Raw genomic sequence first — 24,062 nt, 5'->3', positions numbered from 1 at the left:
CGGGGGTCCTTGCTCCAGGGACCCCTGCCCCATCCCCTAGGATGGGAGGTATTACTTTAAGTATAGGTCTCCAAGATCCAGGCCCAGAGCCTGACAGGAGAAGCCCCGGAGAGGCCCCCGGGAGCGGAATCCCGGAAACCAAGACAAGAAACAAAACTAATAAACAAAATAATCGACGCATATTTAGCCTTACTATCCCGCAGAAATAGGCGTGGGATCGGCGGTTGGGCAGCAGAGAAGGCGAGAGGCCGCCGACCTACGGGATCCCGCCCGCTTCAGTGCGGCTGGCCCGGGTGCTCGCGGCCGCGGCGCTCCAGCAGGCCGAGAGGTTCTTCACAGGCCTCCGGGAGAGCAGGGCCGAGCCCCGTAGCCACGTGAAGGAGGTTGCCGCGGCGGAGGGGGACCACGCGCTCTACGTCCACATGCCTTTCTGCCACCAGCCTCTCTGCAGCTTCTGCAGCTTCGTCCGCTACCCCTTCGACCCCGAGAGGAGCCGGAGGTACCTCAAGGCCCTAGCGGTGGAGGCCGCGTGGCTAGCCTCCACTGCTGAGAGGGTCCGGGTGCCCCTCGTCTACATAGGCGGGGGTACGCCCACCGTGGATGTATACGGGCTGGCGGAGACGATAGATGTGCTCCGGAGCTACTTCGGCCGCGGCCTGGCCGTGTCGGTGGAGGCCAACCCTATAGATATAAATGATGAAAGTGTCTCTGTGCTCCGCTCGGCGGGCGTGAGGAGGCTGAGCATAGGGGTCCAGGCGCTTACCGCCGAGAGGCTGCGGAGGCTCGGCAGGCTCAGCCACACAGTGGAGGATGCGGTGAGGGCAGTGGAGGCTGCGAGGGGCCGGTTCGAGACCCTCAATATAGACATGATCTGGGGCGCCACGGGGGACACGCGCGGGACGGTGTACGAGGAAGCCCTGAGGGCGCTCAGGCTCGGAGCGAGCCAGGTCACCTTCTACCCGTTGATGCCCCCGCCGGGGCGGAGGAGGCTGATGATGATCCGGGGCGAGGGGCCCTGGCACCCGGAGGAGCCGGGGCTCTATGAGGCTGTACTCAGGGCCGCCCTGGAGGCCGGCTACCAGCCGGCGACCCCCTGGTGTATGAACCGGGGCTCTAGGCTCATAGACGAGTACGTGGTTGAATATGACAGGTTCCTCGCGCTGGGGCTCAGCGGGATAGGCCGCACCAGGCGCTATGTATACGTTAACTGCTTCACCCCCGAGGGCTACATGAGGATGGTCGAGAGGAGGGGCCATGCAGCCCTGCTAGCCAGGAGGCTCAGCCCCGTGGAGGACATGCTCTACTACGCCTCGGCCATGGCCTTCGGGCTCCGCTGGTGCCCCGCAGTGCTGCTGGAGCGCTACGGCCGGCTGGCAGCCCCGCTCAGCGCGACGGTGCAGGCGCTGCTAAGGATGATCGGCGAGGAGAGGAGGGGGGACTGCTACAGGCTCACGAGGACGGCCAGCCTCTACACGGCCCACGCGGTGCAGCGGAGCCTCTACATGGCCGTCAACGGGCTCCGCGAGTGGGGGATGGCGGCGGGGGTCTAGCGACCCACTTGACCAGCCGGGCCCGGCGCCGCCGCTCTAGGCTGTGGGGCCCGGCGCCGGCCGCCACCGCCCAGCGCAGCTCCCTGCAGACGCTCCGATCGATGTAGGTCCCCGCGACCAGGGTGGCCCCGAGCCTCCCGGCGACGAGGGGGTGGAAGCTGGAGGTGGGGCCGGCCAGCACCCGCTCCCTCGCAGCCCCCGCGGCGGCCAGCTCCTTGAGGAGCCTAGGCGGGTCGAGCACGGCGCTCCCCGAGGCGACTACTATGTCCGCGGCCCGGAGGGCCTCCAGCGTCTCCTCCATGGAGCGGAGCACGGGGTAGCCCGCCCTCTCCGCCTCCGAGAGGAGGGAGGGGTCCAGCTCCGCCACCGCCACCCTGGCGCCCCGGGCGGCCAGCTCCCCCGCTAGCCCGGGCATGTAGCCGAGCATCACCACGGTGTCGCCCCGCTCCACGCGGAGGAGGCTGGCGAGCCCGGTCCTCTGCACCGCCACCCCCGGCTCGGGGCTGCACTCTATCCACGCACCCGTGGCGGCGTTGACCGCCGCGACGGCGAAGGCTGCCGCCAGGCCTCCCCCGCGGGCGGCCAGCCTGGCGAGCATCCTGGGGGTCGCGTCCTCCAGCACCGCGTCGAGCGGCTCCAGGGGGAGCCAGCGGGGGACCAGGCTGACCCCGCACCAGCCGCCCTCCAGCTCGAGGTAGACGTGGCTGAGCCCCGCGAAGGCGTCCGCCAGCCTCAGCCCCGCCCAGCGGCGGAGGGGGCCGTCGAGGGCCTCAAGCAGCGCCCTCGAGAGCCTCCTCCAGGGCTCCCCGGCCTCCATCACCCGCCTCCTCCGGGGCGCTGGGCTCCTCCCGCCTCAGCCAGACCACGCGCTGGGGGAAGGGTATCTCTATCCCGGCCTCGTCCAGCGCCTCCTTTATCCTGCCGAGCATCTCCCACTTGACCTCCAGCCACTTGGTGCTCGGCACCCAGAAGGCTACGCGAAGCACCACGGCGCTATCGCCCAGCTCCTCTACGAACACCCTGGGCTCGGGCTCGGCCAGCACCAGGGGGTGGCCTGCCAGCACGCGGAGTATTGTCTCCCGCGCCTCCTCGATGCTCTCCCCGTAGCCTATGCCGACCAGGTACTCTATCCTCCGGGCTGGGTGGCTGTAGAGGTTCTTTATCGTGCTCCGGAACACCGTCTCGTTGGGGACCCGTACGCTGAGCCCGTCGAGGGTCGTTATCCTCGTGGAGAACATGGTTACATCCTCTACGCGGCCCAGCACGCCTGTCTCCGGCAGCTCCACTATATCCCCCGGCTTCAGGGGCTTGTCGAAGTAGAGGAAGAGGCCGCTGAAGAAGTTGGACGCCACGGTCTGGCTGGCGAAGCCGAGCGCGACGCCTATCATGCTGCCCGCGAACGCGAAGCCGGTCAGGCTGAAGCCCGCCAGCCCAAGGGCCAGGACGCCCACGAGGGCCACGAGGCTATAGTAGGTGAGCTTCGCCGCTATATCCACCACGGGCATGGGGAGCTGGCTCAGCTCGAGGGTCCTCCGGACCATGCGGCGGACCATCATGGCTACCAGCACGCCGGCCGACATGACCGCCGCGAAGATGAGGCCCCGGTACACGTAGGAGCCGATCGTAGCCAGCAGCGCCGCCAGAGAGCCGGCCAACCCGGGCCCCGGGCACGCTGGCTAGAGGAGGGCCGGGCGGGACGGGTTTAAGCCTCAGGGCTCGCTGGGCTCCAGGCACGGCGGGCGGCCCACCCGCCCGGACGCCGGGGCGGCGCCCCGGAAGCTGGATGAGGGCGGGGTCCACAGGGCGGCGTCCAGCTCCCCGCATCCCCGGGCTGCTCCTCGCGGCCCTGCATAGCCCCCGGCGCTGCAGGCTCCTCCCGGGACGGTGCAGCCGCAGCCACGAGGACCAGAGCCCGGGGCATCCTGCAGCCCCTCCGGCAGGGGGCGGCGGCCACAAGGCCCCTGGGCCCCGGGCTGCCAGCCCCCGGGGGCCGGTGGGGAGCCGTCCACCTTGCGGGGAGCGAGCCCTCCGGGGGGCGGTGAGCGGTTTGGGCGCCGCCGAGGCCCCTCCTCCACATTCTACTCATTCTACTCAACCGGGCCTCCGAGGATCCTCTCGATCTCCTCCCTCGCCACCGGCCCCCTCCGGACCAGCCTGGGGGGCCTAGTGGTGAGATCCAGGACCGTGGATGGGGTGCCGCCGGGCGCAGGGCCGGCGTCGATGACCGCGTCGACCCTCGAGCCCAGCTGCTCCAGCGCCTCCCGCGCCGTCCTCGGGCTGGGGCCCCGGTGGAGGTTGGCACTGGTCCCGACCAGGGCGCCGCCGGAGGCCTCTATGAGCGCTAGCGCAGCCGGGTGGTTGGGCATCCTCACCCCGAGCCTCCCGGTGTCGGCGTGGAGCACCCGGGGCACGCCGGGCCTAGCCTCCAGCACGAGGGTCAGGGGGCCGGGCCAGAGCCTCTCCATGAGCCTCCGCGCCTCGGGGGTGACGGCTACCAGCTTCTCCGCCTCCTCCGGGCCGGAGACGAGGACCGGTAGGGGCCTGTCCAGCGGCCTCTCCTTGGCCTGGTACACGCGGAGCACAGCCCAGGGGTTCAGCGGGTCGGCGCCGAGCCCGTAGACAGTGTCGGTGGGGTAGACGACCAAGCCCCCGGCCCTGACCAGCCAGGAGGCCTCCAGCGCGGCGCGGCGGGCCTCCTGGATGCCCCAGGCGTAGAGTATCCTGGGCGGCGCCAAGGGGGCCTCCCTTCCCCCCCTACTCGCGGCGGTAGGGCACTCCTAATATGGCTTGGAGGCCTCACGCGGCGCGGCACACCCGCCACCGCCGCCAGGGTCACCAGGTAGGGCATCGTGTTGATCAGCGTGTCGGGGCACCACGGCCTTCACAGCCGGGAGGACCTTGACCCACTCGCGGAGGGTGTCGAAGAAGCCGAAGAGCGCGGCGCCGCCCACTTCCCGCGGCCCCTCAGCCTCCTGAGGGCCTGGAAGAGCTCCCGGGTCTCCAGCGGAGTGAGGTTAGTGGTTGGCCCTATCAAGTATCAGCACGTCGACCTCGCGGAGGAGCATCCGGAGTATCTCAACCCTCTGCCGGGCCCCGAAGGACAGGCTCTCCACCGGCTCGTCGAGCGGCACGTGGAGCCCCGTCTCCCGCATAAGCTCCTCGATCCGCCGGCGGGCAGTCCTAAGCTCCCTGCCCCCGAGCCCTGGCACGATGTTCTCGTAGGCCGTGAACACGGGGACCAGGGAGAGGTGCTGGTGAACCATCCCAATACCATGGCGGAGGGCGTCGGCTGCACTCCGGAGCCGGACCCGCCCACCCCGGAGGATTATCTCGCCCCGGGTGGGGGGGGGGGCGGAGGAGGCCGGCAAGGATCTTCATAAGCGTGGTCTTCCCAGCGCCGTTCTCCCCGAGGAGCCCGTGTATCTCCCCCGGCTCGAGCCGGAGGTCGACGCCACGGAGCGCGGCGGTGCCGTCAGGATAGATCTTCACTATACCCCTCATCTCGACGATGGGGCTGCCACCGGGCTGCAATCCCCCTAGGCCCCGAGGGGGTTAGGCCCGAGGCCGCAAGGGGATGAAAAACATAGGCCAGGCCCGGGGGCTAAGCTGGCACCCGCTGCGCGGCCGCGGTCCTCGCGGCGAACCAGGCCTTGACGCGGCCGCTGTACCGGAGGTAGAGTATCAGCACGATCGGCTGGATGAGAGCCACCATAGCCGGGTACACGGCCATAAACCTACCCGCCTTGCCGAAGGCTGTGGCCAGCACAGCTATCGTGAGGGCCACGTTCTTGCCCGCAGTAGTGAACACAACCGCCTGGTGCTGCTCGTAGCTCAGCCCCAGCAGCTTGAGGTTGACAGCCAGGAGCAGAGAGATAGCGGCAGCGTAGTAGACCAGCATCAGCGGGGCGAGCACCACTAGGTCGTGGTAGTGGCTGACCACCAGCCTAGCCTTAACGGCGAATATAAGGTATATCAGCAGGTACAGGTTCACCAGGGTCACCGTTGAGAAGTATGGCTTCAGCTCCCCGTACTTCTCCAGTCCATAGCGTCTCTCGATGAACTCCCTGGCGGCCACGCCGAGGACTAGCGGCGCCACCAGCACCACCGCGAGGCTCTTGAGTATGAGGCCCGGCGGCACCCCGAGCGAGGAGCCGGCAGCCACGTAGCAGCCCACAGCCGGGAGCGCCGCGAGGGATAGCAGGAAGGCCGAGGCAACTATTGTAGTGGCCGTCAGCATGTCGCCTCCCGCGAGCCCCACGTAGCCGAGCCCCATGCTGCAGCTCGGGGCCACGGACAGCAGCATCAACGCTATCTTCATGTAGGTCGAAGCGTGAAACGCCTCTACCAGCGTGTATATCAGAGCCGGCGCTACCGCGAAGTTCAGCACAAGCGCCTCGAGAACGGGCTTCAGTGTCTCCCGTATCCTCAGCAGGCTGGCCAGCGAAAGGTTAACCATCATTGGGTAGATCATTAGGAGGACCACAGGCGTTATCAGCACCGAGAGCGGCCTGAGGTTGAAGTAATAGCCTGTCACGAGCCCGAGTATAATGGCTATTATCGTGTACTGCAGCATGTTCTCCGAGAGGTTCTTCGCTATACGCTTAACCCTGGCAGGCGTATGAACCACCTACCCCTATCACTGACCCCTATCACTGATATTGAAGAGATGCTGTATAAAAACATATTGTTGGCTGCAGCGTGCAATAACCAAAATACCATGTTAACACGCGTCTAGGAATGCCACCGCCACGGCTGGATGCAGCGCGTGACGCGGGCGAGACCAGGGGCCAATAGAAGGAGGAGAGGGGGCGCACGGCGCGGGGAGGAAGGCGGAGAGAAAAACGGGGCGGCGGCTAGCCCACCACCTTACCGCCCACCCGGACCTTGATGTTGTGCACCTTCTTGAACTCCTCGACTAGCCTGTCCCAGTCCCTCTTGTTGTATATGCAGCCGGGGTCCGGCGCCGTCGGGTCGCCGAAGTAGGCGTAGGCCCTTGCCCTGCAGCCTCCGCAGATGTTCCTGTAGGGGCACTTGCCGCAGAAGCTCTTGAGCTTCGACCGGTCCCTCAGAAGCTTGAAGAGGGGCGCGTTGCTCCATATGTCCCAGAAGGTCTTCTCCCTCAGGTTGCCCACGGGTATTGGCAGGAAGACGCAGGGGGTCACCGTGCCCTCGGGCTCTATCGCTGCGTATATCCTCCCGGCGCCGCAGCCTCCCACGAACTCCGCTACAGCCTTTACCACTGGGTCGTTGCCCACGTAGAAGTGGGTCGGAGCCACCTTACTGCCGCCGCTGAGCTGCAGGGCGACCCTGCCGTACTGGGGGGCGGTGCTCACTATCTCTATCTTCCTCCGCTGCATCTCCTTGAATATTGTGCGTAGGAACTCCTCCCTCTCCACGGGGTCAAGGTCTAGCCACATGTTCTCCTTGCCGCGGCCCGTCGGCACGAAGTTGAAGAACACCACCCTCTTCACTCCTATGGACTCAGCTAGGTCTAGTATATCCTCTACCTCGTCAATATTTATCTTGGTGACCGTGACCGCCATGCCGTGGTTTATGCCGAGCTTGACGGCGTTCTCGAGCGCCTTCACAGCCCTCTGCCAGGCGCCGGGCACGCCGCGGAACCTGTCATGCCTCTCGGGCTTGGCGCTGTCCACCGACACCTCCACGTAGCGGAGGCCCAGCTTCCTAGCCTTCTCCAGCTTCTCTATATCCGCGAAGGTCCAGCCGTTAGTGGCTACTGCGGCGTACATGCCCCGGGAGGCTATCTCGTGGAGCACCGTGTAGAAATGAGGGTGTATTGTCGGCTCGCCGCCGCTCAGCGCCACCGCCGCCACCCCGGCCCGGTCGAGCTGATCCACGACCCTCAGCTTCTCCTCAAGGGTCAGCTCGTTGGGGAGCGGCCTGTCCGCCCTCTGGTAGCAGTGGAGGCAGCGGAGGTTGCACATGTTAGTGAAGTTCCAGACTACGAGGAAGGGCGCCGGCATCTTCTGGGGCACGGTGACACCGTAGAGCCCCAGGCCCTTCATGACCAGGGCTACTCCGCGGCGCACCGCCGGGTCGCGGAGGGCCTCCCGGGCCTCCTCCTCGTTGCCGTGGAGCAGCCTGACGCCGAGCTTCAGCATGTGCTTTATCACCACTCCTATGAACCTGGCTGTCACCGGACAGGAGGTGACGCTCTCGCCCGCGAACATCGAGAGGGCATGGTATATCGCCGGCGCCTCCACCTCCCTGCCGTCGTAGACGCACTTGGCGTCCCGGCAGGCGGCGCGGAGCAGCGCCCTGGTGGCGGGGTTGTTGAAGAGCAGGCGGAGGCCCGCCAGGAGGGCCCCCATCCCGCCCCGCTCTTTCCCGCCGCCCTGCCCCTCCACCAGGGTGTCCACCATCTCGCTGCTCATCTACCCCACCTCATGTAGTGTACAATGGTATCCTTTATCCAGGAGAAAACCTCCTTGAAGAGAATCCCGGCGAGGTCCCGGAGCCTGCCCGCCCTCAGCTCCCTGCCTATGAAGGCGGGCCTGAGGTAGAAACGGCGGTAGGCGTACTTGATCATCCTGCCGAGGTCCTCGCGGGTGAAGTGGAAGCCCCTCATAACCGGCCTTATCGTGGTGTAGTGCTCCCAGTTCCAGTCCTCTATCAGGTTGTGCTTCTTCGCGTAGTAGTAGAGGGGGGTGCCGGGGTAGGGGGTGAGCACTGTGAACTGCGCGTAGTTGGGGTCGAGCTTTATAGCGAACTCCACCGTCCTCTTCATGTCCTCTATAGTCTCCCAGGGGAAGCCTAGTATGAAGGAGCCTAGGGCGAAGCCCTTAAGCTCCTTCACCCACTGGAACACCCTCACAGCCTGCTCGAGCCTCACCTTCTTCCCTATCCTGTCCAGCGTCTCCTGGCTAGCCGACTCGACGCCGAAGTAGAGGGCTGTGCACCCGTTGTCGTAGAGGAGCTTCAGAGTCTTCTTGTCCATGTGGCTTACCCTGGAGCCGCAGGAGAAGGTTATGTCGAGCCCCCGCTTCTTCAGCTCGTCTATGAGCCCGTAGATGAACCTCCTGTTTATAGCCAGGTCGTCGTCCGCGAATGCTATGTGCTTGGCCTTGTACCTGTCCACCAGAAACTCTATCTCGTTAGCGACATCCTCGTGGCTGCGGAACCTTATCCGGCGGCCCCAGAAGTAGCTGGTTATACAGTACATGCAGCCGTAGGGGCACCCCCTGCTGGCCATGACATGGGCTATCTGGATCGGCTTGCCGAAGAGCGTGTACTTCTCCATGGGGAGGAGGTGGCGTGCCGGCCAGGGGAGCTCGTCGAGGTTCTTTATGAACGGCCTGGGTGGTGTAACCTTGACCTTGCCGTCCTCGTCCCTGAACGCTATCCCTTTTATGTCGCTGAGCACCTCCCTGCTGAACCCGTACTTCTCCAGCGCGTTCACCACTTCCAGGGTGGTGTACTCTCCCTCACCCCTCACCACTATGTCGACGCCGTTGCTGAGGGCCTCCTCGTACATGAACGTGGGGTGGGGGCCTCCAGCCAGCACTACCACGTCGTCTCCCAGCTCCTGCTTCACCAGCCTGGCCGCCATGTAGCCCTTGGGCGCGGTTGGGGTGAGCATCGAGATGCCTACCACGTCGGGGCTCCAGGACTTGACCTCGTGGAGCCAGGTCTTGGTGTCCATCTCGAGGGTGGGTGTGTCAATTATCTTGACCTTGTGGCCGGCGCGCTCCAGCACCGCCGCTATGTAGGCGAGGCCGAGCGGCGGCGCCTTCATCCCGGCCACGCGGTAGATCTCCAGCCGGTGCACGTCGGGGGGTACCGTGAGGAGGACCTTCAATAATCCACCCGTCGGTAGGTAATACCCTATCGCGTACTGATACGGGTGCCCGTAGATCGGTTACCGAGGGGGCTCATGTTCTCCCGCAGATTAACGAATGTACAATGTATGGGAATGGTGCGGGTTACGCTGCACCCCCCGGGGCCCCTCCTAGCGCCCGGGGAGAGGGGCCAGCCTACGGAGGGCGGGCGAGACCCGCGCCAGCTCCTCCAGCGTGGAGGGGACAAGGGGGAGGACCAGGTGCAGCACGTCACTCCCCGCGCGGAGGGCCTCGAGGACGCTCTCGTAGAGCCTCTCGGGGCCCGCGCGGCCCCAGGCAGCCTCGACCACCGCGTCGAGGAGCCTCTCCGCGGCCTCGGGGCTCCTCCGGTGGAGGAGGTGGAGGAGCCTCACAGCGTTCACCCTCACCTGGGCCTGGCCCAGGCCCCCGCCCACGTAGATGTAGAGCATGTGTGAGTGGGGCGTCCTTATACACTCGTCCCCCAGCGTCTTGCAGTCCAGCTCGTCCAGGGGCACGCAGCCGTCACGCAGGTGAGCCACCGCGCCCTTCCGGTGGATGAGCGTGAGGCTGAAGCTCAGCGGGGGGTAGCGGTAGAGCTCTATGTCCAGGGGGCTCCCCGCCTCCTCCAGGAGGGCCCAGAACCGGCGGACCCGGTACTCGTTGTAGCCGAGGCACCTCAGCAGAGGGGTTATCACCGCCGGGGGGTCGGTGCAGCGCAGCCCCAGCTCAACACACTTCCCCAGCAGCCTATCGAGCGACCACGCCACCGCCTCGACGAGGAATGGCTGCAGCTTCACAGAGCGGGCAACCCCTATCCCCGGGGAGGGGCCCTGGGGCTGGAGATAAGCGCCTCGTTGCCGGTCTCCAGCCCCCCGGGTGGCTGAGGGGATAGGGTTAGCCCGCCTTGAGCTTCTCGCGTATCTCCCGTATCTCCTTGGAGTCGAGGGGTATCGCCTTCTCTATGTCGCTGAACTTCACGCCCATGGCCTCCGGGTCCTTGTTCTTCTTGAGCGTGTCGGCTAGCTTGTAGACCTCCTCCCAGATCCAGCCCGGTATCTGCTCCCTCATCTTCTCGACCTTCTCGTATATCTCCTGCTTCTGCTCAGGCTTTATGCTGCCAGCCTTCACTGCTAGGTCTAGGAGGGTCTCGAGGTCCTCTAGCCTGCTCAGCGCTACACCGCCATCGGCTAGGCCGAGCTCCATGACGCCGCCGTACTTCTCGATCTCGCCGCGGTAGTACTTGAGGGCCTTCCCGGCCGCCTTGTAGACGCCGACGTCGACCCGCTTCATCACGCTGGCTAGGATGAAGCCCGGCTTTATCCAGTCCTGGTCGGCGTCGACGCCTACGGCGAAGGCCGGGCCCATGGTCTAGCCCTGCTTCTTGGCAGCCTCCTCAACCGCCTCGAATATGCCCAGGCCCGTCGCGCCCGCCACGTTGTATACTATGCAGGCTCCCTGGGCCAGCTGGGCCTCGGTGGCCGTCTTGCCCCTGGCAGGGTCGTTGAAGGCGCCGGTGTAGGTGTAGAGCATCGTGAGGGGCTCCACCCTCTTTCCTGTGTGCTTCTCGTAGAGCTTCTCGCCGTAGCGGATGCCCCAGTAGTAGCCCGCCTCGAACTTGTAGAGCACGGGTATCTCCATGCCCAGCACTACGCCCACCGCCTTGCAGCCGTAGTAGTGGGCCACCATGCCCGCCAAGGCGCCGGCGAGCGCGCTGCCCTCATGCTCCTTGAAGAGCGCGCTCAGCGCGTTGAGCTTGTCGGGCACGTAGCCGTCTATTATGGCGAAGAGCTGGTCCGGGTACTCGTCCGCCACCTTCTTCACGGCGTCGGCCATGAGGAAGCCTACAGCCACTATCACCGCGCAGTAGCCGCGCCTGGCGAGGGTGTGGAGGTTGGGCAGGTAGTCGCTCTCACTCGTGCTCTGCACCTCTATCAGCTGGAGGCCGAAGTCCCCGGCGGCCCTGCTCGCGCCCAGGTAGGCCATGTCGTTGAAGCTTAGGTCGCCGCGGAGGCGGATATCGTAGACGGCGCAGATCTTGTTGCGCTTAAGCTGGGCGGTAGCCGTCTTGCCGGCGCTGGTGGCTGGGCAGGGGAGCCGCCGTCGTTGTGGGGGACGCGGCCCCGCCGTGGGTGCCGCTCCTCATCGCCATGAGCGCGGCGGCTGCAGCAGCCACTATGACCACTACGGCCAGGGCGGCGGCAAGCGTCCTGCCGCTCATACACTGCCCCACCGCGAGGGCAAGGAGGGCCCTCAATAGGTCTCCGGGGCTACCTCCCGGCGGCCGCTAGGAGGGGGACCACGGCGGGCGCCACGAGGGTTATGACCACGCCGTGAACCAGCGCCACGGCGGCCTCGTAGGGCCCGCCGTGGAGCGCCACCACGGGGAGCCCGGTGTCCATGGTAGTCGCTCCCCCGACCGCTATCCCCTCGACCCTCAGCCCCCGCCGGGCCAGCGCCGGGTAGAAGGCCAGGTGCATCGCCTCCCTAGCCAGGTTGGCCAGGAAGGCCACCAGCCCGTAGACAGGGTCCACCGCCGCCAGGGCGGGGCCCGCGAGGCTGTACCAGCCGGCGGCGGCTCCGAGGGCCGCAGCGGCCCCCGGAGGCATGGTCCCCGTGAAGGCGGCTAGCGCCGCGGAGGCGGAGGCGCTGGCGGCCATGGTCGAGGCCGCCAGCAGCAGCCCCCGGGAGGCCGCCTGGGCCAGCCTCGCCTCCTGGGCGGGAAGCTGCCCGCCCACGGCAACCCCCGCCGCCAGTATGAGCGCGGCGAGGAGCGGCTCCACCAGCCCCTCCGGGGCCCGGAGCCCAGCATAGCCCGCGGCGACGCCGGCCAGGAGGACCAGCAGCGTCGCGGCCGGCTGCGGCAGCGGCGGCCTCTCAGCCACCCCGGCAGCGCCCTCCGGGGCATGGAGGCGCTGGCGGGCCGGCACCCCCTCTAAAGGGGTGCCCCAGGGGCCCACCCTTATCACCCCGGGAGGCTCCGGGCGCTGTAGGAGGGCTCCGGGGCCTTGGAGTGCAGGGAGCTCCTTGAGGGCGTGTGCTCCAGGCTGGTCTACTGCAGCAGGGACATGGTTGTCGTTGAGACCCTCGTGAAGAAGGGTGCGAGGGTGCCGAGGCACAGCCACGAGGGGGTGCAGGCCACCTTCGTGATACGGGGGAGGCTCCTCCTGGGAGTCGAGGGCCGGGGGGCCGAGGAGCTGGGCCCCGGCAGCTACAGGGTGATACCGCCGGGCGTCCCGCACTGGGCCGAGGCGCTCGAGGACAGCCTCGTGGTGGACGTTAACGCGCCCGCAACCCCCGACCGGCTGGAGCTGGCTAGGAGGCTCGGCGCCGGCTGCGGGTGAGGCGCGCCAGGGCTACAGCGGAGGCGAGGCTCGCCAGGCTGGAGGCGGCGGCGTAGGCGAGGGCCTCGAGCACCACGAGGACTGGGCTGCGGGAGCCCCCGCGGAGCGCCGAGCCCGCCTCCAGGCCCACGAGGAAGACGAGCAGGTACACCAGGGCCTCGATGAGCCGCCCTACGTGCCGCGACACGCGGCTGTAGATGCCCAGCCTCTCGAGGGCCAGGCCCAGCAGCGCCCCGGCCGCGAGAGCCAGGGGGAGGAGCAGCAAGAGGGCCACCCTTTAGGGCGCGTGCGCCACCCTGCCGCAGGCCTGCCAGCCGAGGAGCCCCAGGAGCCTCTGCACCTCCCTGACAGCCTCCCCCAGCCGCTCCGCGGGGACCCCCGGCACCCCGGCCGCGAGGACCAGCACGCACCGGGTCTCGGGCCTGATCATCGTCTCCCTGCTGTCCCGGTGCGGGTAGAGGTGCATCACCACGCCCCGGGAGTCCACCATTACGGGGACCCCTTTCTCCAGCCTCTCCGGCTCCCCGCCTATGGGGTTGAACAGCTCGCCTCCCCTCGAGAGGGTTATCCTCGCCGGCGGCTGGAAGCGCTCCGCGTCGTAGAGGCCTATCGGCACCATGAGCCTGGCCGAGGCTATGTTGCCGGCGTCGACCACCGGGTTGACCCTGGGCCAGCGGCCCCGGAGGGCGCGGCGCACCAGGGCCTCGCTGCTGGGCCGGGTCTTGGTGGGGTCTATGCCTATCCTCCAGTAGAAGTCCCTGTAAGCCCTCACCAGCGGCTCCCCGCGGAGCGCCTCGAGGCTGTAGCGCCCGGCCAGCTCGCGGAGCAGCTTCTCCTCCTCAGCCCGGAGGGGCCCGGGGCTCAGCTCCCCGGCGGGCCTGCCCCAGGAGAGGCTGTAGGCCGCCCGGGCCCCGAGCTCCTGGGCCTCCCCATCCACCTCGACCAGGCTGTCGAGGCTGCTGCAGAGCCCGGCGCAGTCATCCATGCCCGCGGCCACCCGGGGCCGCCGGCGTGAGGAGGGGGCTTAAAAGGGGGGCCCGGGGGGCTAGCCCAGCTCCTTGCCGCAGTCGAGCTTCTCCACGAGTATCCTGCAGGCCGGAGGCTTCACCGACTCGTCGAGGTAGACCACGTAGTCATACCTCTCCGCGTGGCCCCCGGCTATGCTCTGGCAGAGCCTCCTCTTCTCCCCGGGGCTTGTGAGCCACCTGCTCCTGTAGCCGAGGCCCCTTATCAGCCCCGAGACAAGGGCTACGGGGAACACCCTTACTATTGGTACCTCGTCGACGAGCTTGAACAGGCTGCACTCGCCCGTCTCCATGTAGTAGCGGCCCTGCTCATCCCTCCCCATATCGAATACCTCTATGCCCAGCGGTGAGAGCTTGGCCGCTGCATCGTGGTGGCAGACCCGGTTCTGCTCAAACAGGTCGTCCAGGGTCTCCAGCCTCGCGCCGCGGGCCCTGGCCGCTGCTTCCTGCACGTGGAAGCTCTTGTATATAGCCTCCTCAACCATGTTGCCTAGCTGCATCATGCCGGCCCGGAGCCCCACGCTCCGGTAGAGGTGGGCTGCAGCAGCGGCAACCACGTTGCGGAAGTAGGTCATATACACCATGAGCCAGTACGCCGCGGCCTCCGGGTTCTTCACCGCCGCCTCGAGTAGCTCCGAGGCCGAGCCCGCGCCCGGCCCCATGCCCGCCCCCTTCTCCCCAGAGCCGCTCCTGGAGCTCAAAACGCACACCTCTCCAGTCACGGTATTCGTCGGAGGCTCGACCAGGGCGATGCGTAGGGCTACGCTACTAAGTAGATAACATATCTAGCTCGAAAGTGCATTCCGAGAACCTCGTATAGCTGGCTAATAGACTAAATGCTTTTCCGAGCTTATCACGGTGAACGAGTCTACTACGACATGCCGAGGCTCCGGGCTCTCAAGCGGTGTATGCATCCGGCGGGTAGGGGCTGTGGACAAGCGTATCCCGGAGGCCTGGGAGCCCTGGCTTTCCCCGGGGGTGTCTGCACGGCTATGACGTGTGCGGCGAAGCGCGTCGCTGCGCTCTTCACCGGCAGGAGGGGCTTGATAGCCGGCTTCGTGCTGGTCACGCTCCTCTACCTGGGCTCGCTCCGCGGCGTCTTCGACGCGGGGAGGCTGCTGCCCAGGGGCATGGAGGCTGTGGTCTGGGCTATGGCTGCCGCGGTTACCCTGCTCTACCTGGTGGCCCTGGCTTTCACCATCCGGCTGGGGAAGAGCATGTGAAGACTCCGGAGGAGGCTGAGGCGTTTTTACAAGAGGTGTTGTAAAGTGGGCTGAGAGCTACAGATAGCGGAAACAGTTATATTCAGCCTGCTGGCGGGCGTCGGCGCGTTTGGGAGCCCGGTGCCGGTACACGTAGTTGTAGGCGGCTTCTTCGGAGACGAGGGGAAGGGCAGGGTAGCTGCCCACCTAGCCCTCGCCCGCCGGCCCTGGGCCTGCGCCCGCACCGGCGCGACCAACGCGGGCCACACGGTGGTGTACCAGGGCAGGGTCTGGAAGCTGCGGGCCACGCCGAGCGGCTTCCTCCACCCCGGGGCTCGGCTCTACATAGCCAGGGGCGCGCTCGTGGACCTGGAGGTCTTCCTCGCCGAGGCCGAGGCCCTGGGGCTGCAGGGCAGGATATGGCTCGACTACAACACCGGGGTCATAACCCGGGATCACGTGGAGAGGGAGAGGAGCGACCCCCACCTGATGAAGACCATAGGCTCCACGGGCACCGGCGTGGGGGCCGCGATGGTTGACAGGGTGCTCCGCCGGCTCCGGCTCGCCCGAGACTACCCCGAGCTGAGGGGCTACCTGGCCGACACCCAGGCGGAGCTGCTCGACGCGCTCGACAGGGGCGAGCTGGTCCTGGTGGAGGCCTCGCAGGGCTACTGGCTCAGCCTCTACCACGGCACCTACCCCTACGTGACCAGCCGCGACACCACCGCCGCGGCTGCGCTGAGCGAGCTGGGCCTGGGCCCCAGGAGCGTGGAGCGGGTAACGGTCGTGCTCAAGGCCTACGTCACCAGGGTGGGGGGCGGCCCCCTGCCCGGCGAGCTGCCGCAGGATAAGGCCCTGGAGCTGGGCTGGGCCGAGTACGGCACCGTGACCGGTAGGCCGAGGAGGGTGGCCCCCTTCAACCCCGAGCTGGCCCGGCGCGCCGTCCGGGCCAACACGGCCACAGACCTGGCCCTCACCAAGGTGGACCGGGTCTTCCCCGGCGCCAGGTGCAGGAGGCGCTGGGAGGACCTCCCCCGGGAGGCCAGGGCCTGGATAGAGGAGGTGGAGGACAAGCTCGGGGTCCCCGTCACGGTCATAGGTACGGGCGAGGACGTGGAGTGCACCATAGACCTCTCCAGGGAGAAGGGGGTGGAGGCCTAATGCCCCGCTACGACGTGGCGATAGTCGGGGCCGGCCCCGCGGGGCTGTTCGCAGCCCTGGCCCTTGCCGGCGAGGCCGAGAGGGGCAGGCTCCGCGTAGCACTCATCGAGGAGGGGCTGCGCGCCTCGCAGCGGAGGTGCCCGCTCCGCGAGATAGGGGTGTGCCCCAACTGCAGGCCCTGCGCCATAATGCAGGGCGTGGGCGGGGCGGGCGCGCTCAGCAGCGGGATAATAAACCTGAGGCCCGACGTGGGCGGGGAGCTGCACCGGCTCCTGGGCAGCTGGGAGCAGGCGCAGCAGCTCATAGAGCTGGTTGACAGGGTGTTCCTCTACTTCGGCGCGCCCAGGGACAGGCTATTCGAGCCCGACCCCGCCAGGGTGAGGGAGCTGGAGAGGAAGGCTGTGAAGGCAGGGGCCAAGTTCATCCCGATAAGGCAGCGGCACATGGGCACGGACAACACCGTTAAGGTTATAGAGGCTATGACTGTCTACCTGGAGAAGAAGGGCGTGAGGCTCCACACCAGGACCAGGGTCGAGCACGTGGACCCCCGGCCCGGCGGAGGCTACACGCTCCGCACCAGCCGGGGCGAGCTGGAGGCTGAGACGGTAATCCTGGCGCCCGGCAGGAGCGGGGCCCACTGGCTGGCCGAGGAGGCGAAGAGGCTGGGCCTCGACACCGAGCCCGGCCCCCTCGACGTCGGGGTCAGGGTGGAGGTGCCCTACACGGTTATGGAGCCCCTCACAAGCGTGGTCTGGGACCCCAAGGTTATATTCCACACCAGGACCTACGACGACCGCGTGAGGACGTTCTGCACAAACCCCGGCGGCTTCGTCGTGAAGGAGGTCTACGGGGACGGCCTCGTAGGTGTGAACGGCGAGACCTTCGCCGCGAGACGCAGCATGAACACCAACTTCGCCTTCCTGGTGACCATAAAGCTTACCGACCCTATGGAGGACGCGCTGGAGTACGGCAGGAGCATAGCAAGGATGGCCACGAAGCTGGGGGGAGGCGAGCCCCTGGTCCAGAGGCTGGGCGACCTGCTGGCGGGCCGCAGGAGCACCCCGGAGAGGATAGAGCGCAGCGTCGTGGAGCCCACGCTGAAGGACGCTACGCCGGGCGATATAGGGATGGCGCTCCCGTACCGCGTGCTCACAGACATACTGGAGGGCCTGGAGAGGCTGGACGACCTGGCGCCGGGCGTCTGGAGCAAGCACACCCTGCTCTACGCCCCCGAGGTCAAGTACTACTCGCTCAAGGTCAAGGTGAGCACGCCGACCATGGAGACCAGCCTCCCCGGCGTGTACGCCGCGGGTGACGGGGCGGGGCTGAGCCGCGGGATCAACGTGGCGGCCGCTACGGGCTACCTGGCGGCGCGCGGCGCCGCCGAGAGGCTGGGGGCGGAGGCCAGGCTGCCCGTGGAGGAGAGCGACTAGGAGGCGGGCTGCAGGGGGCCCGCGGCTCCAGGGGCTCGCGGAGGGCGCCCGGCCATGAGCGCTGACAGTGTCTGCGCGTTCGAGTGGCGGTACGGCAGCCCGGAGATGAGAGCCATAGTATCGCGCCGCGGCTTTATCGAGAGGATGATCCGGGTCGAGGTGGCCCTCCTCGAGGCGCTGGCCGAGGCGGGGCTGGCCCCGAGGGAGGCCGCGGAGAGGCTCCGGGAGGCCGCCTCCAGGGTGCACCCGGAGGAGGTCTACGAGAGGGAGCGGGAGACCGGGCACGAGGTGATAGCGCTCGTTGAGGCGCTGGCAGAGAAGGCGGGGGGCGAGGCGGCCCGCTGGATCCACTACGGCGCGACGAGCAACGATATAGTGGACACGGCCTGGGCGCTGGTCCTCCGCGACGCCCTAAGGCTGCTCCTCGGCAAACTCTCCAGGCTGGTTCAGAGGCTCTCCCAGCTCGCCAGGGAGACCAGGGACGTGGTGATGATAGGGAGGACGCACGGGCAGCACGCGCTCCCCATAACCCTGGGGTTCAAGCTAGCCAACTACGTCTACGAGCTCGCCCGCAGCCGGGAGAGGATATGCGCCGCCGCCTCCAGGGCGGTGAGGGCTAAGATAGGCGGCGCTGTGGGCACCATGGCCGCGTGGGGCGAGGCGGGGCCCAGGGTGCGGGAGGCCGCGGCGAGGAGGCTCGGGCTCGAGCCCCACGTCATAACCACCCAGGTGGCGCCCCGCGACGGCTTCGCGGAGGTCGCAGCCGCGCTCGCTATCCTCGCGAGCCAGCTGGACCGCCTCGCCACCGAGGTCCGGGAGCTGGCAAGGCCAGAGATAATGGAGGTTTGGGAGGACCGTGCAGGCACCCTGGGGAGCAGCGCCATGCCCCACAAGGCTAACCCGGTCACGGCTGAGAGGATAAGCGGGCTGGCCAGGATAGCCAGGAGCCTCTCCACAGCCTTCCTCGAGAACATCGTCCTCTGGCACGAGCGCGACCTGAGCAACAGCAGCTCCGAGAGGGTGGCCATCCCCCACCTCCTGCTCACCCTCGACCAGATGCTGGAGGACACGCTGGCCCTGCTCGGCAGGCTCCGCTACAGCCCAGAGAGGATGAGGAGGAACCTTGAGCTGAGCCACGGAGCGGTAATGGCCGAGGCCCTCATGGGCCTGCTCATAAGGGAGCTCGGCATGAGCAGGCCGGAGGCCTACAGGCTCGCGAAGAAGCTCTCGGAGGAGGCGGCCTCCACCGGCAGGCCCCTCCACGAGCTAGCGGCGAGCCACCCCGCGCTGGCCGGCCGAGTGCCCCCGGAGAGGCTCCGGGAGATCCTCGACCCCCTGCGCTACACGGGCTCGGCGGGGTGGCTGGTGGAGCAGGCGCTGGGCTACGCGGAGCGGGTGCTCCGGGCCCCCTGCCCGCCCCTCGAGGAGGGCTAGGGGACGACCTCGGTGGACTCCTCCAGCGGGTCGTAGAAGACGTCGCCGGGGCTCATGAGGCCCCTCCCAACCGCCGGCACCACCGTGGAGAGCACCACGTCTATGCTCCTCCTGTTCACCCGGTCCAGCTCCTCCAGCAGACCCCTGGGCCAGTACCCGCTCTCCATCCGGCCCCTCCACCGGTCCGTGACCCGCCGCCCGCTCCACCCCGTCTATGCTCAGCAGCACCCTGCCGAACCCGGCCCAGCACCTGTCCGGCAGCCTGCGGTAGAGCAGGCCATTGGCCTGGATCCCGAGCCGGGCCCCGGTAGCAGGTCCACAACCTCCATTATCATCCTGGGGTTGGGCAGCGGCTCGCCCCCGTAGAAGAGCACCACCGGGCTCCTATCGAGCCTCTCAATGGTCTCCACAAGCTCCCCGACACGGTACCGTGGGAGCGGCGGCACAACCTCCGCCGGGAACCCCGCAGTACCTGCAGCGCAGGTTGCAGCCGCCCATGGTAAGCACGAACCAGAGCAAGGCCCCTCCAGGCCCGCCGGACGACCCGGGGGGCTATAGGGGCCGGGGCCACCCCAAACCCCGGGGGCCGCTAGCCGGCGGGCTGGCCCCGCTGCAGCACGTAGAGCACGACGCTATAGACGTTGAAGCCCGGCGTCAGCATGGCGGCCGGCGGCAGCCCCACCAGGAGCGCCGAGAGCGCGGCGGCGGCCGCGGCGCGGCCCCAGCCCCCGCCGGTGATCCTCCTCACCGCCCAGGCCAGGGCGGCGGCGGCAGCCGCCATGGAGGAGTAGTAGCTAGCCACAACCACCAGCACCCCCGCGCGCCCCCCTCCCCCGGAGAGGAGCCAGGCGGGGGTAGCGGCGAGGGCCACGAGGGCGTGGGCAGGCGCGGTGTAGGCCGCGGCCACCAGCGCCCTCCTCCCGTCGAGGCCCCGGAGCCCGAGAAGCCAGGCGAAGAGCCACACAGCACCCATGTAGAGGAGCCACCGGGTGGCAGCGAGGACGGAGGCGAACACGGCAACCCTCGCGTAGTAGGCCAGGAGCCCCAGCCCCGAGAGGCCGTGAAGGCTGCCGGCCACCACGGCGTAGTGCAGGGCCTCGGCGAGCCAGAGCCCGAGCACTATGAGCACTAGGCCCCAGAGGCCGGTCCTACCCGCGAGCCGGCCCAGCGGGCCAGGACCCGCCGGCCCGCCAGCCGCTCCACCCTTCTCCCCGCTCAACCCGGGGACACTCCCACACCAAGGCCATGGAGGCGCGCCGGGAGCCCGCCGGCCGGGGCTACAGCGGGCTCTCCCAGGGCACCTCCTCCTCGACCACCCTGCCGCAAACCCTGCGCGCCAGGATCTTAAGCCTCTCAGCGGCCTCCCGGTTCTCCCCCAGCCACGGCCTATAGAGGTGGATGCTGCAGGTATCGCCGTGCACGTGCACCGTCGCCACGATCCTGCCCCCGCTCATGACCAGCATGCTTGAGGCATGCCTGGACACGTAGAAGCCCTCAGCATCCAGGAGCCGCTGAAGCCTCCAAGCAAGCCCTACCGAGGGGCTCAGAGCCGGGTACGCGTCCACGAGGAGCCCCGCCGCAGCGGGGGCGCGGGGCCATAATTAACTGCTCCCACAGCCACAGTTGATAACCACAAACATATTATTATTCAGTTCAGTATGGCTGGAATACTATATGCCGGGACAAACCAGTAACACCGTGCCCCTGAGCGCTAGCACGCCCCCGAATGCTGTAGGGGATTGCCGCACATGATAGACCAGTCCAGTTTGGACAGACTAGTTTGACAAAATCCTAATAAACGACCGCCATCCTCTATGCAGAGTTGGAAGTGAGGCTGCAATGAGGCCCGAGAAGCCGCGCCTAAGAGGAGTATCCCCGGTAGTAGCGACGGCACTGCTAATACTCATATCAGTGGTCACGGCAGCCCTCCTATACCTATGGGTAAGCGGCACCGTACAGAACGTGCCCCAGAACGCCAACCAGCTGCAGGAGCAGATCAAGATAGACGCAGTAGAATACACCAAGAACACAGCCAGCAGCGGCACTTACTATAACTTCATGGCGTATGTGCGCAACGTCGGCCAGATAGCTGCAAGAATAAGCAGCGCCTATGTGATTAACGAGAACGGCACCGTGGCAGGCTCCAACACAACCCTTAACGTCACCATAGCGCCCGGCAAGGTGGAGACCGTTACCATAAACAATGTGCCCGCCAACGAGCTTGGCAGAGTGGTGCAGATAAAGGTGGTAACCCAGGACGGTGTCGAGGCCACATACATCCTGACGCTGAGAGGCTAAAGGCAGGGCTAGGCAGCGGAGCCCCCGGGGGCAGCCTAAGCCCCTCCACAACGAGCCCCTCTTTCTCCCGGGGAGCCCCGGCCTCGCCTCCACTACAACGCGCTCCACGTTCTACAGTGCTCTACCCGTTCTAGCTCTAGCCCCTATAGTGTGCAGCTCCCAGGGAGCCCTCCCTTCCAGCCAGGCAGCCGCACGATCCACGCTCCAGGCATCCATGCATGATCTACACGGCCTGGGGGAAGAGCATTCTAAGCGAGTGGCCTGGCTGAACACTCTATAGCTTAGAGCTGGTGGCAGCCACGAGGAGCCCATGGGGGCCTAGCCATGGAGAGCAGTGCCGAGGGCGGGGAGCCCGGGGAGGGCGCGAAGGGGGAGGGCTCTGGGCGGGGGGAGGGGCAGCGGGTCCTGCGCGAGTACACGCTGCTCGAGGAGCCCCGGGTCGCTGTGAAGGTTGTCGAGGATGTGGATGGGAGGCGCTTCTACCATGTGGAGGAGCCGCAGCTCACCGATGCCGGGAGGAGGGCGCAAGGGGAGCTGTTGAGGAGGATCATGGGGGACCTGCGGCTGCTGCGCCGGTTCTCGGAGCTCGAGGACCTGGGTGAGGGGCTGCGGGAGGCCTACGCCCTGGCTAAGCCCCTGCTCCAGCGGTGGGGGAGGAGGCTTAGGAAGGCCGGCGTGGACCCGGAGAAGGAGGCCATGGGCGTGGCGTACTATATCGCGCGGGACCTCGTGGGGTATGGGAGGCTCGACCCGCTCATCCGCGACCCCCATATAGAGGATATATCGTGTAACGGCCTCTACAGCCCCGTGTTCGTCTACCACACCGAGTTCGAGTGGCTCACCACGAGCCTCACGTTCAACGACAGGGGGGAGCTCGAGCGGGTCGTGATGAAGCTTGCCCTGCGGGCTGGCCAGGAGCCCAGCCTGGCCCGGCCCGTGGTTGAGGGCGTGCTACGGCCCGAGGGCTACCGCGTGCACATAGTGCTCGATATAGTGTCGCGGAGGGGCCACAGCTTCACCATTAGAAAGTTCCGGGCCGAGCCCTTCACCATCGTGGAGCTGCTGCAGCGGCGCACCCTCGACGAGGGTGTCGCGGCTGCCCTCTGGGCGGCAATCCAGTATAAGCAGGGCGTGGTTATCTACGGGCCCACGGGGTCCGGCAAGACTACGCTGCTGAACGCGCTGGCCATGCTCCTGCCCCCCGAGTACAAGATCGTCACTATCGAGGACACGCCGGAGATCTACATACCGTTCCACGACAACTGGGCCGCCATGCACACGAGGCTCTCCGACGCCCCGGGCGTCCAGAACGTGACCCTGCAGGCCCAGGTGGAGAGCGCGCTCAGGATGAGGCCCGACGTGATAATAGTGGGCGAGATACGCAGCCGCGAGGCCTACGCCTTCTTCCAGGCGCTGGCGACGGGGCACGGGGGGCTGACCACGGTGCACGCCGAGTCGGCGGACGTGCTTATCAGGAGGCTCGCCTCGCCGCCAATGAACGTGCCTAAGAGCATAATAGCGGCCGCCAAGCTCTACGTGAACATCCTCCGCATAGAGAGGGGCGGGCAGGTGATCCGAAGGATCACCCGCGTGGACGAGACGGGATCCTACGACCCCAACCGCGACGAGATAGAGCTCGCAAGGCTCTTCCAGTGGATGAGCAGCGAGGACGACTGGAGGCTTATGGCGAGGGAGAGCAGCTTCGTAAAATCCATAGCCGAGCTTCTAGTGGTCAGGCCGGAGGACGTCTGGAGGGACCTACAGATGAGGGCCACAGTGCTCCGCTGGGCCGCCAAGCGGGGCATGGACACGCTAGAGCTGCACGAGACGGTTAGAAAGTATATGCGCGACCCTGAGAAGACGTACCAGGAGGCACTGGCCGAGGTAGAGCCCTACGAGTTCAAGCCCCCACGGTGAGCACCCATTGAGCCCCGTGGCCTGGCTGGCCGGCATCGGGGAGAAGCTGGACCCGGACCTACGCTACCACGTCCTCGGCTCCGGGCTCTCCACTAGCCTGGAGCGCTACACGCTCGCATACCTAATAGTAATGGCTATAGCCGTGCCCAGCGTAGCCGCCGCCGTGTTCACCCTCCTCGAGTACAGGGGTCTCCCCGCCACGGTCGCCGCAGCCGCTGCGGCGGGGAGCGGCCTGGCCACCTTCACCATCATGCTTGCCTCCTACATCTCGCTCCCAATGCTGGCCTACGCCAACAGGGGGAGCAAGCTGGAGCCCCGGTTCCTGCTCTTCGCCGAGTCGCTCTCCACCAAGCTCCTCGCCGGCGCAGACCTGGCCACAGCCTTCATAATGACCTACGAGAAGGAGGCGGAGGAGCTCAGAGACTTCCTCCTAGAGGTGGAGTACATAGCCTCCGGGCTGAGGGCCGGCATGCCCCCGGAGGGAGTCCTAGAGGAGGCCGCCAGGCTGACCCCATCCCCCAGCCTCAAGAGGCTCTTCACAAGCCTGGCGGCAGCCGCCCGCACGGGCACCGGGGTCCGCGAGATAGTGCTGGCGGCGATAAGGGAGCACCTCTACTCCCTGGAGACCGAGATAGAGCGTCTCTCCAGGAGTCTCGGCGCTATCCTCGAGGTGTACGTGGCTGCCAGCGCGATGCTCCCAGTGGCGGTGGGCGTGGTGGGCCTCCTACTAGCCATAGGCTTCCAGGGTGCCGCTGCAATACCCGGGCTCAACATAAACAGTATACTGTTCCTGCTAACATTCGTAGCCGTGCCCGTGGTCAGCGCCACCGTGGTGGTGCTGGTGGACTCTATGCTGTCCAGAGTGAGGATCTAGAGGGGGC

General features: G+C 67.1%; 29 protein-coding genes and 1 pseudogene. 10 read left to right on the top strand and 20 right to left on the bottom strand.

Annotation, left to right across the window (positions count from 1 at the left end; all coding sequences use genetic code 11):
• Nucleotides 1–224: 224 nt before the first annotated feature.
• Nucleotides 225–1,550 (top strand): radical SAM protein, encoded by a 1,326-nt coding sequence (locus tag ACZ42Y_RS03790; RefSeq protein ID WP_464735729.1) that lies wholly within the window; start codon nt 225–227, stop codon nt 1,548–1,550.
• Here the strand turns inward: ACZ42Y_RS03790 and ACZ42Y_RS03785 are convergent.
• The 5 genes and pseudogenes from ACZ42Y_RS03785 to ACZ42Y_RS03765 form a co-directional block, all read right to left on the bottom strand.
• On the bottom strand, nt 1,510–2,367 hold the full coding sequence (locus ACZ42Y_RS03785; protein ID WP_058371192.1) for a Rossmann-like domain-containing protein: 858 nt from the start codon (nt 2,365–2,367) through the stop codon (nt 1,510–1,512). The two genes, ACZ42Y_RS03790 and ACZ42Y_RS03785, sit on opposite strands and share 41 nt — an antisense overlap.
• The gene (locus ACZ42Y_RS03780; RefSeq protein ID WP_236698172.1) at nt 2,321–3,205 is read right to left on the bottom strand and encodes a mechanosensitive ion channel family protein; all 885 of its coding nucleotides are present in this window, start codon (nt 3,203–3,205) and stop codon (nt 2,321–2,323) included. Before ACZ42Y_RS03780 ends, ACZ42Y_RS03785 begins: the two co-directional genes overlap by 47 nt.
• Before the next feature lie 432 nt (nt 3,206–3,637).
• Nucleotides 3,638–4,285, bottom strand: a complete 648-nt coding sequence (locus tag ACZ42Y_RS03775) for an L-threonylcarbamoyladenylate synthase (RefSeq protein ID WP_201783097.1) — start codon at nt 4,283–4,285, stop codon at nt 3,638–3,640.
• Nucleotides 4,286–4,564: 279 nt separating this feature from the next.
• Nucleotides 4,565–4,837, bottom strand: a pseudogene (locus ACZ42Y_RS03770) (ATP-binding cassette domain-containing protein); the annotation flags it as partial.
• Nucleotides 4,731–4,973 (bottom strand): ATP-binding cassette domain-containing protein, encoded by a 243-nt coding sequence (locus ACZ42Y_RS03765; RefSeq protein WP_464735781.1) that lies wholly within the window; start codon nt 4,971–4,973, stop codon nt 4,731–4,733. The gene ACZ42Y_RS03765 and the pseudogene ACZ42Y_RS03770, both read right to left, overlap by 107 nt.
• Here ACZ42Y_RS03765 and ACZ42Y_RS03760 point away from each other — a divergent pair.
• The gene (locus ACZ42Y_RS03760) at nt 4,890–5,090 is read left to right on the top strand and encodes a hypothetical protein (protein WP_464735801.1); all 201 of its coding nucleotides are present in this window, start codon (nt 4,890–4,892) and stop codon (nt 5,088–5,090) included. The two genes, ACZ42Y_RS03765 and ACZ42Y_RS03760, sit on opposite strands and share 84 nt — an antisense overlap.
• A 61-nt stretch (nt 5,091–5,151) precedes the next feature.
• Here the strand turns inward: ACZ42Y_RS03760 and ACZ42Y_RS03755 are convergent, their stop codons facing one another.
• The 8 genes from ACZ42Y_RS03755 to ACZ42Y_RS03720 form a co-directional block, all read right to left on the bottom strand.
• Entirely contained in the window at nt 5,152–6,177 is a 1,026-nt protein-coding gene (locus tag ACZ42Y_RS03755) for an arsenic resistance protein (protein WP_464735728.1), read from the bottom strand.
• Between the two features lie 226 nt (nt 6,178–6,403).
• On the bottom strand, nt 6,404–7,945 hold the full coding sequence (locus ACZ42Y_RS03750; protein WP_464735727.1) for a radical SAM protein: 1,542 nt from the start codon (nt 7,943–7,945) through the stop codon (nt 6,404–6,406).
• Nucleotides 7,942–9,369, bottom strand: coding sequence for a B12-binding domain-containing radical SAM protein (locus tag ACZ42Y_RS03745; protein ID WP_058371196.1), 1,428 nt, complete (start codon nt 9,367–9,369; stop codon nt 7,942–7,944). The genes ACZ42Y_RS03750 and ACZ42Y_RS03745 overlap by 4 nt, the downstream gene beginning before the upstream one ends.
• Nucleotides 9,370–9,519: 150 nt before the next feature.
• Complete coding sequence (locus ACZ42Y_RS03740; protein ID WP_464735726.1) at nt 9,520–10,167, bottom strand: hypothetical protein; 648 nt, start codon at nt 10,165–10,167, stop codon at nt 9,520–9,522.
• 97 nt (nt 10,168–10,264) lie between these two features.
• Nucleotides 10,265–10,735 (bottom strand): hypothetical protein, encoded by a 471-nt coding sequence (locus ACZ42Y_RS03735; protein ID WP_464735725.1) that lies wholly within the window; start codon nt 10,733–10,735, stop codon nt 10,265–10,267.
• 3 nt (nt 10,736–10,738) lie between these two features.
• Nucleotides 10,739–11,353 carry a BMP family lipoprotein gene (locus ACZ42Y_RS03730; protein WP_464735724.1) on the bottom strand — a complete coding sequence of 205 codons (615 nt, stop codon included), beginning with the start codon at nt 11,351–11,353 and terminating at the stop codon, nt 10,739–10,741.
• Between the two features lie 61 nt (nt 11,354–11,414).
• On the bottom strand, nt 11,415–11,588 hold the full coding sequence (locus ACZ42Y_RS03725; RefSeq protein WP_464735723.1) for a hypothetical protein: 174 nt from the start codon (nt 11,586–11,588) through the stop codon (nt 11,415–11,417).
• Between the two features lie 49 nt (nt 11,589–11,637).
• Complete coding sequence (locus ACZ42Y_RS03720; RefSeq protein ID WP_464735722.1) at nt 11,638–12,297, bottom strand: LysO family transporter; 660 nt, start codon at nt 12,295–12,297, stop codon at nt 11,638–11,640.
• A 78-nt stretch (nt 12,298–12,375) separates the two neighbouring features.
• On the opposite strand from ACZ42Y_RS03720, the gene ACZ42Y_RS03715 reads away from it, so the two are divergent.
• Complete coding sequence (locus ACZ42Y_RS03715) at nt 12,376–12,711, top strand: cupin domain-containing protein (protein WP_464735721.1); 336 nt, start codon at nt 12,376–12,378, stop codon at nt 12,709–12,711.
• Here ACZ42Y_RS03715 and ACZ42Y_RS03710 read toward each other — a convergent pair.
• Genes ACZ42Y_RS03710 through ACZ42Y_RS03700 form a run of 3 tightly spaced genes read right to left on the bottom strand, consistent with a single transcriptional unit; the run spans nt 12,683 to nt 14,437 of the window.
• Nucleotides 12,683–12,976: a hypothetical protein gene (locus ACZ42Y_RS03710; protein ID WP_058371204.1), complete on the bottom strand. Its 294-nt coding sequence runs from the start codon at nt 12,974–12,976 to the stop codon at nt 12,683–12,685. The two genes, ACZ42Y_RS03715 and ACZ42Y_RS03710, sit on opposite strands and share 29 nt — an antisense overlap.
• Before the next feature lie 12 nt (nt 12,977–12,988).
• A complete protein-coding gene (locus ACZ42Y_RS03705) occupies nt 12,989–13,696 on the bottom strand; it encodes a B3/B4 domain-containing protein (RefSeq protein ID WP_464735720.1) in 708 nt (235 codons plus the stop codon).
• A gap of 60 nt (nt 13,697–13,756) precedes the next feature.
• Entirely contained in the window at nt 13,757–14,437 is a 681-nt protein-coding gene (locus tag ACZ42Y_RS03700) for a hypothetical protein (protein WP_464735719.1), read from the bottom strand.
• Nucleotides 14,438–14,728: 291 nt separating this feature from the next.
• Between ACZ42Y_RS03700 and ACZ42Y_RS03695 the strand changes: the two genes are divergently transcribed.
• The 4 genes from ACZ42Y_RS03695 (at nt 14,729) to purB (ending at nt 18,966) form a co-directional block, all read left to right on the top strand.
• Nucleotides 14,729–14,959, top strand: a complete 231-nt coding sequence (locus ACZ42Y_RS03695; protein WP_464735718.1) for a hypothetical protein — start codon at nt 14,729–14,731, stop codon at nt 14,957–14,959.
• A gap of 120 nt (nt 14,960–15,079) precedes the next feature.
• On the top strand, nt 15,080–16,099 hold the full coding sequence (locus ACZ42Y_RS03690) for an adenylosuccinate synthetase (RefSeq protein ID WP_464735717.1): 1,020 nt from the start codon (nt 15,080–15,082) through the stop codon (nt 16,097–16,099).
• Entirely contained in the window at nt 16,099–17,532 is a 1,434-nt protein-coding gene (locus ACZ42Y_RS03685) for an NAD(P)/FAD-dependent oxidoreductase (RefSeq protein ID WP_464735716.1), read from the top strand. Before ACZ42Y_RS03690 ends, ACZ42Y_RS03685 begins: the two co-directional genes overlap by 1 nt.
• A 54-nt stretch (nt 17,533–17,586) precedes the next feature.
• On the top strand, nt 17,587–18,966 hold the full coding sequence (gene purB, locus ACZ42Y_RS03680; RefSeq protein WP_464735715.1) for an adenylosuccinate lyase: 1,380 nt from the start codon (nt 17,587–17,589) through the stop codon (nt 18,964–18,966).
• Here purB and ACZ42Y_RS03675 read toward each other — a convergent pair.
• From ACZ42Y_RS03675 to ACZ42Y_RS03660, 4 genes are all read right to left on the bottom strand, one after another.
• Nucleotides 18,963–19,133, bottom strand: a complete 171-nt coding sequence (locus ACZ42Y_RS03675) for a hypothetical protein (protein WP_464735714.1) — start codon at nt 19,131–19,133, stop codon at nt 18,963–18,965. The two genes, purB and ACZ42Y_RS03675, sit on opposite strands and share 4 nt — an antisense overlap.
• A gap of 51 nt (nt 19,134–19,184) precedes the next feature.
• The gene (locus tag ACZ42Y_RS03670; protein WP_464735713.1) at nt 19,185–19,412 is read right to left on the bottom strand and encodes a hypothetical protein; all 228 of its coding nucleotides are present in this window, start codon (nt 19,410–19,412) and stop codon (nt 19,185–19,187) included.
• 143 nt (nt 19,413–19,555) lie between these two features.
• Nucleotides 19,556–20,185 carry a hypothetical protein gene (locus ACZ42Y_RS03665; RefSeq protein WP_464735712.1) on the bottom strand — a complete coding sequence of 210 codons (630 nt, stop codon included), beginning with the start codon at nt 20,183–20,185 and terminating at the stop codon, nt 19,556–19,558.
• A gap of 58 nt (nt 20,186–20,243) precedes the next feature.
• On the bottom strand, nt 20,244–20,531 hold the full coding sequence (locus ACZ42Y_RS03660) for a hypothetical protein (protein WP_058371213.1): 288 nt from the start codon (nt 20,529–20,531) through the stop codon (nt 20,244–20,246).
• Nucleotides 20,532–20,805: 274 nt separating this feature from the next.
• Here ACZ42Y_RS03660 and ACZ42Y_RS03655 point away from each other — a divergent pair, with 274 nt between their 5' ends.
• The 3 genes from ACZ42Y_RS03655 (at nt 20,806) to ACZ42Y_RS03645 (ending at nt 24,055) form a co-directional block, all read left to right on the top strand.
• Nucleotides 20,806–21,264 carry an archaellin/type IV pilin N-terminal domain-containing protein gene (locus tag ACZ42Y_RS03655; RefSeq protein WP_464735711.1) on the top strand — a complete coding sequence of 153 codons (459 nt, stop codon included), beginning with the start codon at nt 20,806–20,808 and terminating at the stop codon, nt 21,262–21,264.
• Nucleotides 21,265–21,588: 324 nt separating this feature from the next.
• The gene (locus ACZ42Y_RS03650; RefSeq protein WP_464735710.1) at nt 21,589–23,181 is read left to right on the top strand and encodes a type II/IV secretion system ATPase subunit; all 1,593 of its coding nucleotides are present in this window, start codon (nt 21,589–21,591) and stop codon (nt 23,179–23,181) included.
• A 16-nt stretch (nt 23,182–23,197) separates the two neighbouring features.
• On the top strand, nt 23,198–24,055 hold the full coding sequence (locus tag ACZ42Y_RS03645; RefSeq protein ID WP_464735780.1) for a type II secretion system F family protein: 858 nt from the start codon (nt 23,198–23,200) through the stop codon (nt 24,053–24,055).
• The last annotated feature ends 7 nt before the right edge of the window (nt 24,056–24,062 follow it).

It is taken from the genome of Pyrodictium brockii (genome assembly GCF_055379715.1).
This window is presented reverse-complemented; position numbering and strand designations above follow the sequence as displayed.

What these genes read in the sequence shown, in the direction of transcription:
- ACZ42Y_RS03785 (WP_058371192.1), bottom strand. Translation starts at nt 2,367, where the DNA reads ATGGAGGCCGGGGAGCCCTGGAGGAGGCTCTCGAGGGCGCTGCTTGAG.
- ACZ42Y_RS03750 (WP_464735727.1), bottom strand. Translation starts at nt 7,945, where the DNA reads ATGAGCAGCGAGATGGTGGACACCCTGGTGGAGGGGCAGGGCGGCGGG.
- ACZ42Y_RS03735 (WP_464735725.1), bottom strand. Translation starts at nt 10,735, where the DNA reads ATGGGCCCGGCCTTCGCCGTAGGCGTCGACGCCGACCAGGACTGGATA.
- ACZ42Y_RS03730 (WP_464735724.1), bottom strand. Translation starts at nt 11,353, where the DNA reads ATGGCCTACCTGGGCGCGAGCAGGGCCGCCGGGGACTTCGGCCTCCAG.
- ACZ42Y_RS03725 (WP_464735723.1), bottom strand. Translation starts at nt 11,588, where the DNA reads ATGAGCGGCAGGACGCTTGCCGCCGCCCTGGCCGTAGTGGTCATAGTG.
- ACZ42Y_RS03705 (WP_464735720.1), bottom strand. Translation starts at nt 13,696, where the DNA reads ATGGATGACTGCGCCGGGCTCTGCAGCAGCCTCGACAGCCTGGTCGAG.
- ACZ42Y_RS03695 (WP_464735718.1), top strand. Translation starts at nt 14,729, where the DNA reads ATGACGTGTGCGGCGAAGCGCGTCGCTGCGCTCTTCACCGGCAGGAGG.
- ACZ42Y_RS03685 (WP_464735716.1), top strand. Translation starts at nt 16,099, where the DNA reads ATGCCCCGCTACGACGTGGCGATAGTCGGGGCCGGCCCCGCGGGGCTG.
- purB (WP_464735715.1), top strand. Translation starts at nt 17,587, where the DNA reads ATGAGCGCTGACAGTGTCTGCGCGTTCGAGTGGCGGTACGGCAGCCCG.
- ACZ42Y_RS03675 (WP_464735714.1), bottom strand. Translation starts at nt 19,133, where the DNA reads ATGGAGAGCGGGTACTGGCCCAGGGGTCTGCTGGAGGAGCTGGACCGG.
- ACZ42Y_RS03655 (WP_464735711.1), top strand. Translation starts at nt 20,806, where the DNA reads ATGAGGCCCGAGAAGCCGCGCCTAAGAGGAGTATCCCCGGTAGTAGCG.
- ACZ42Y_RS03650 (WP_464735710.1), top strand. Translation starts at nt 21,589, where the DNA reads ATGGAGAGCAGTGCCGAGGGCGGGGAGCCCGGGGAGGGCGCGAAGGGG.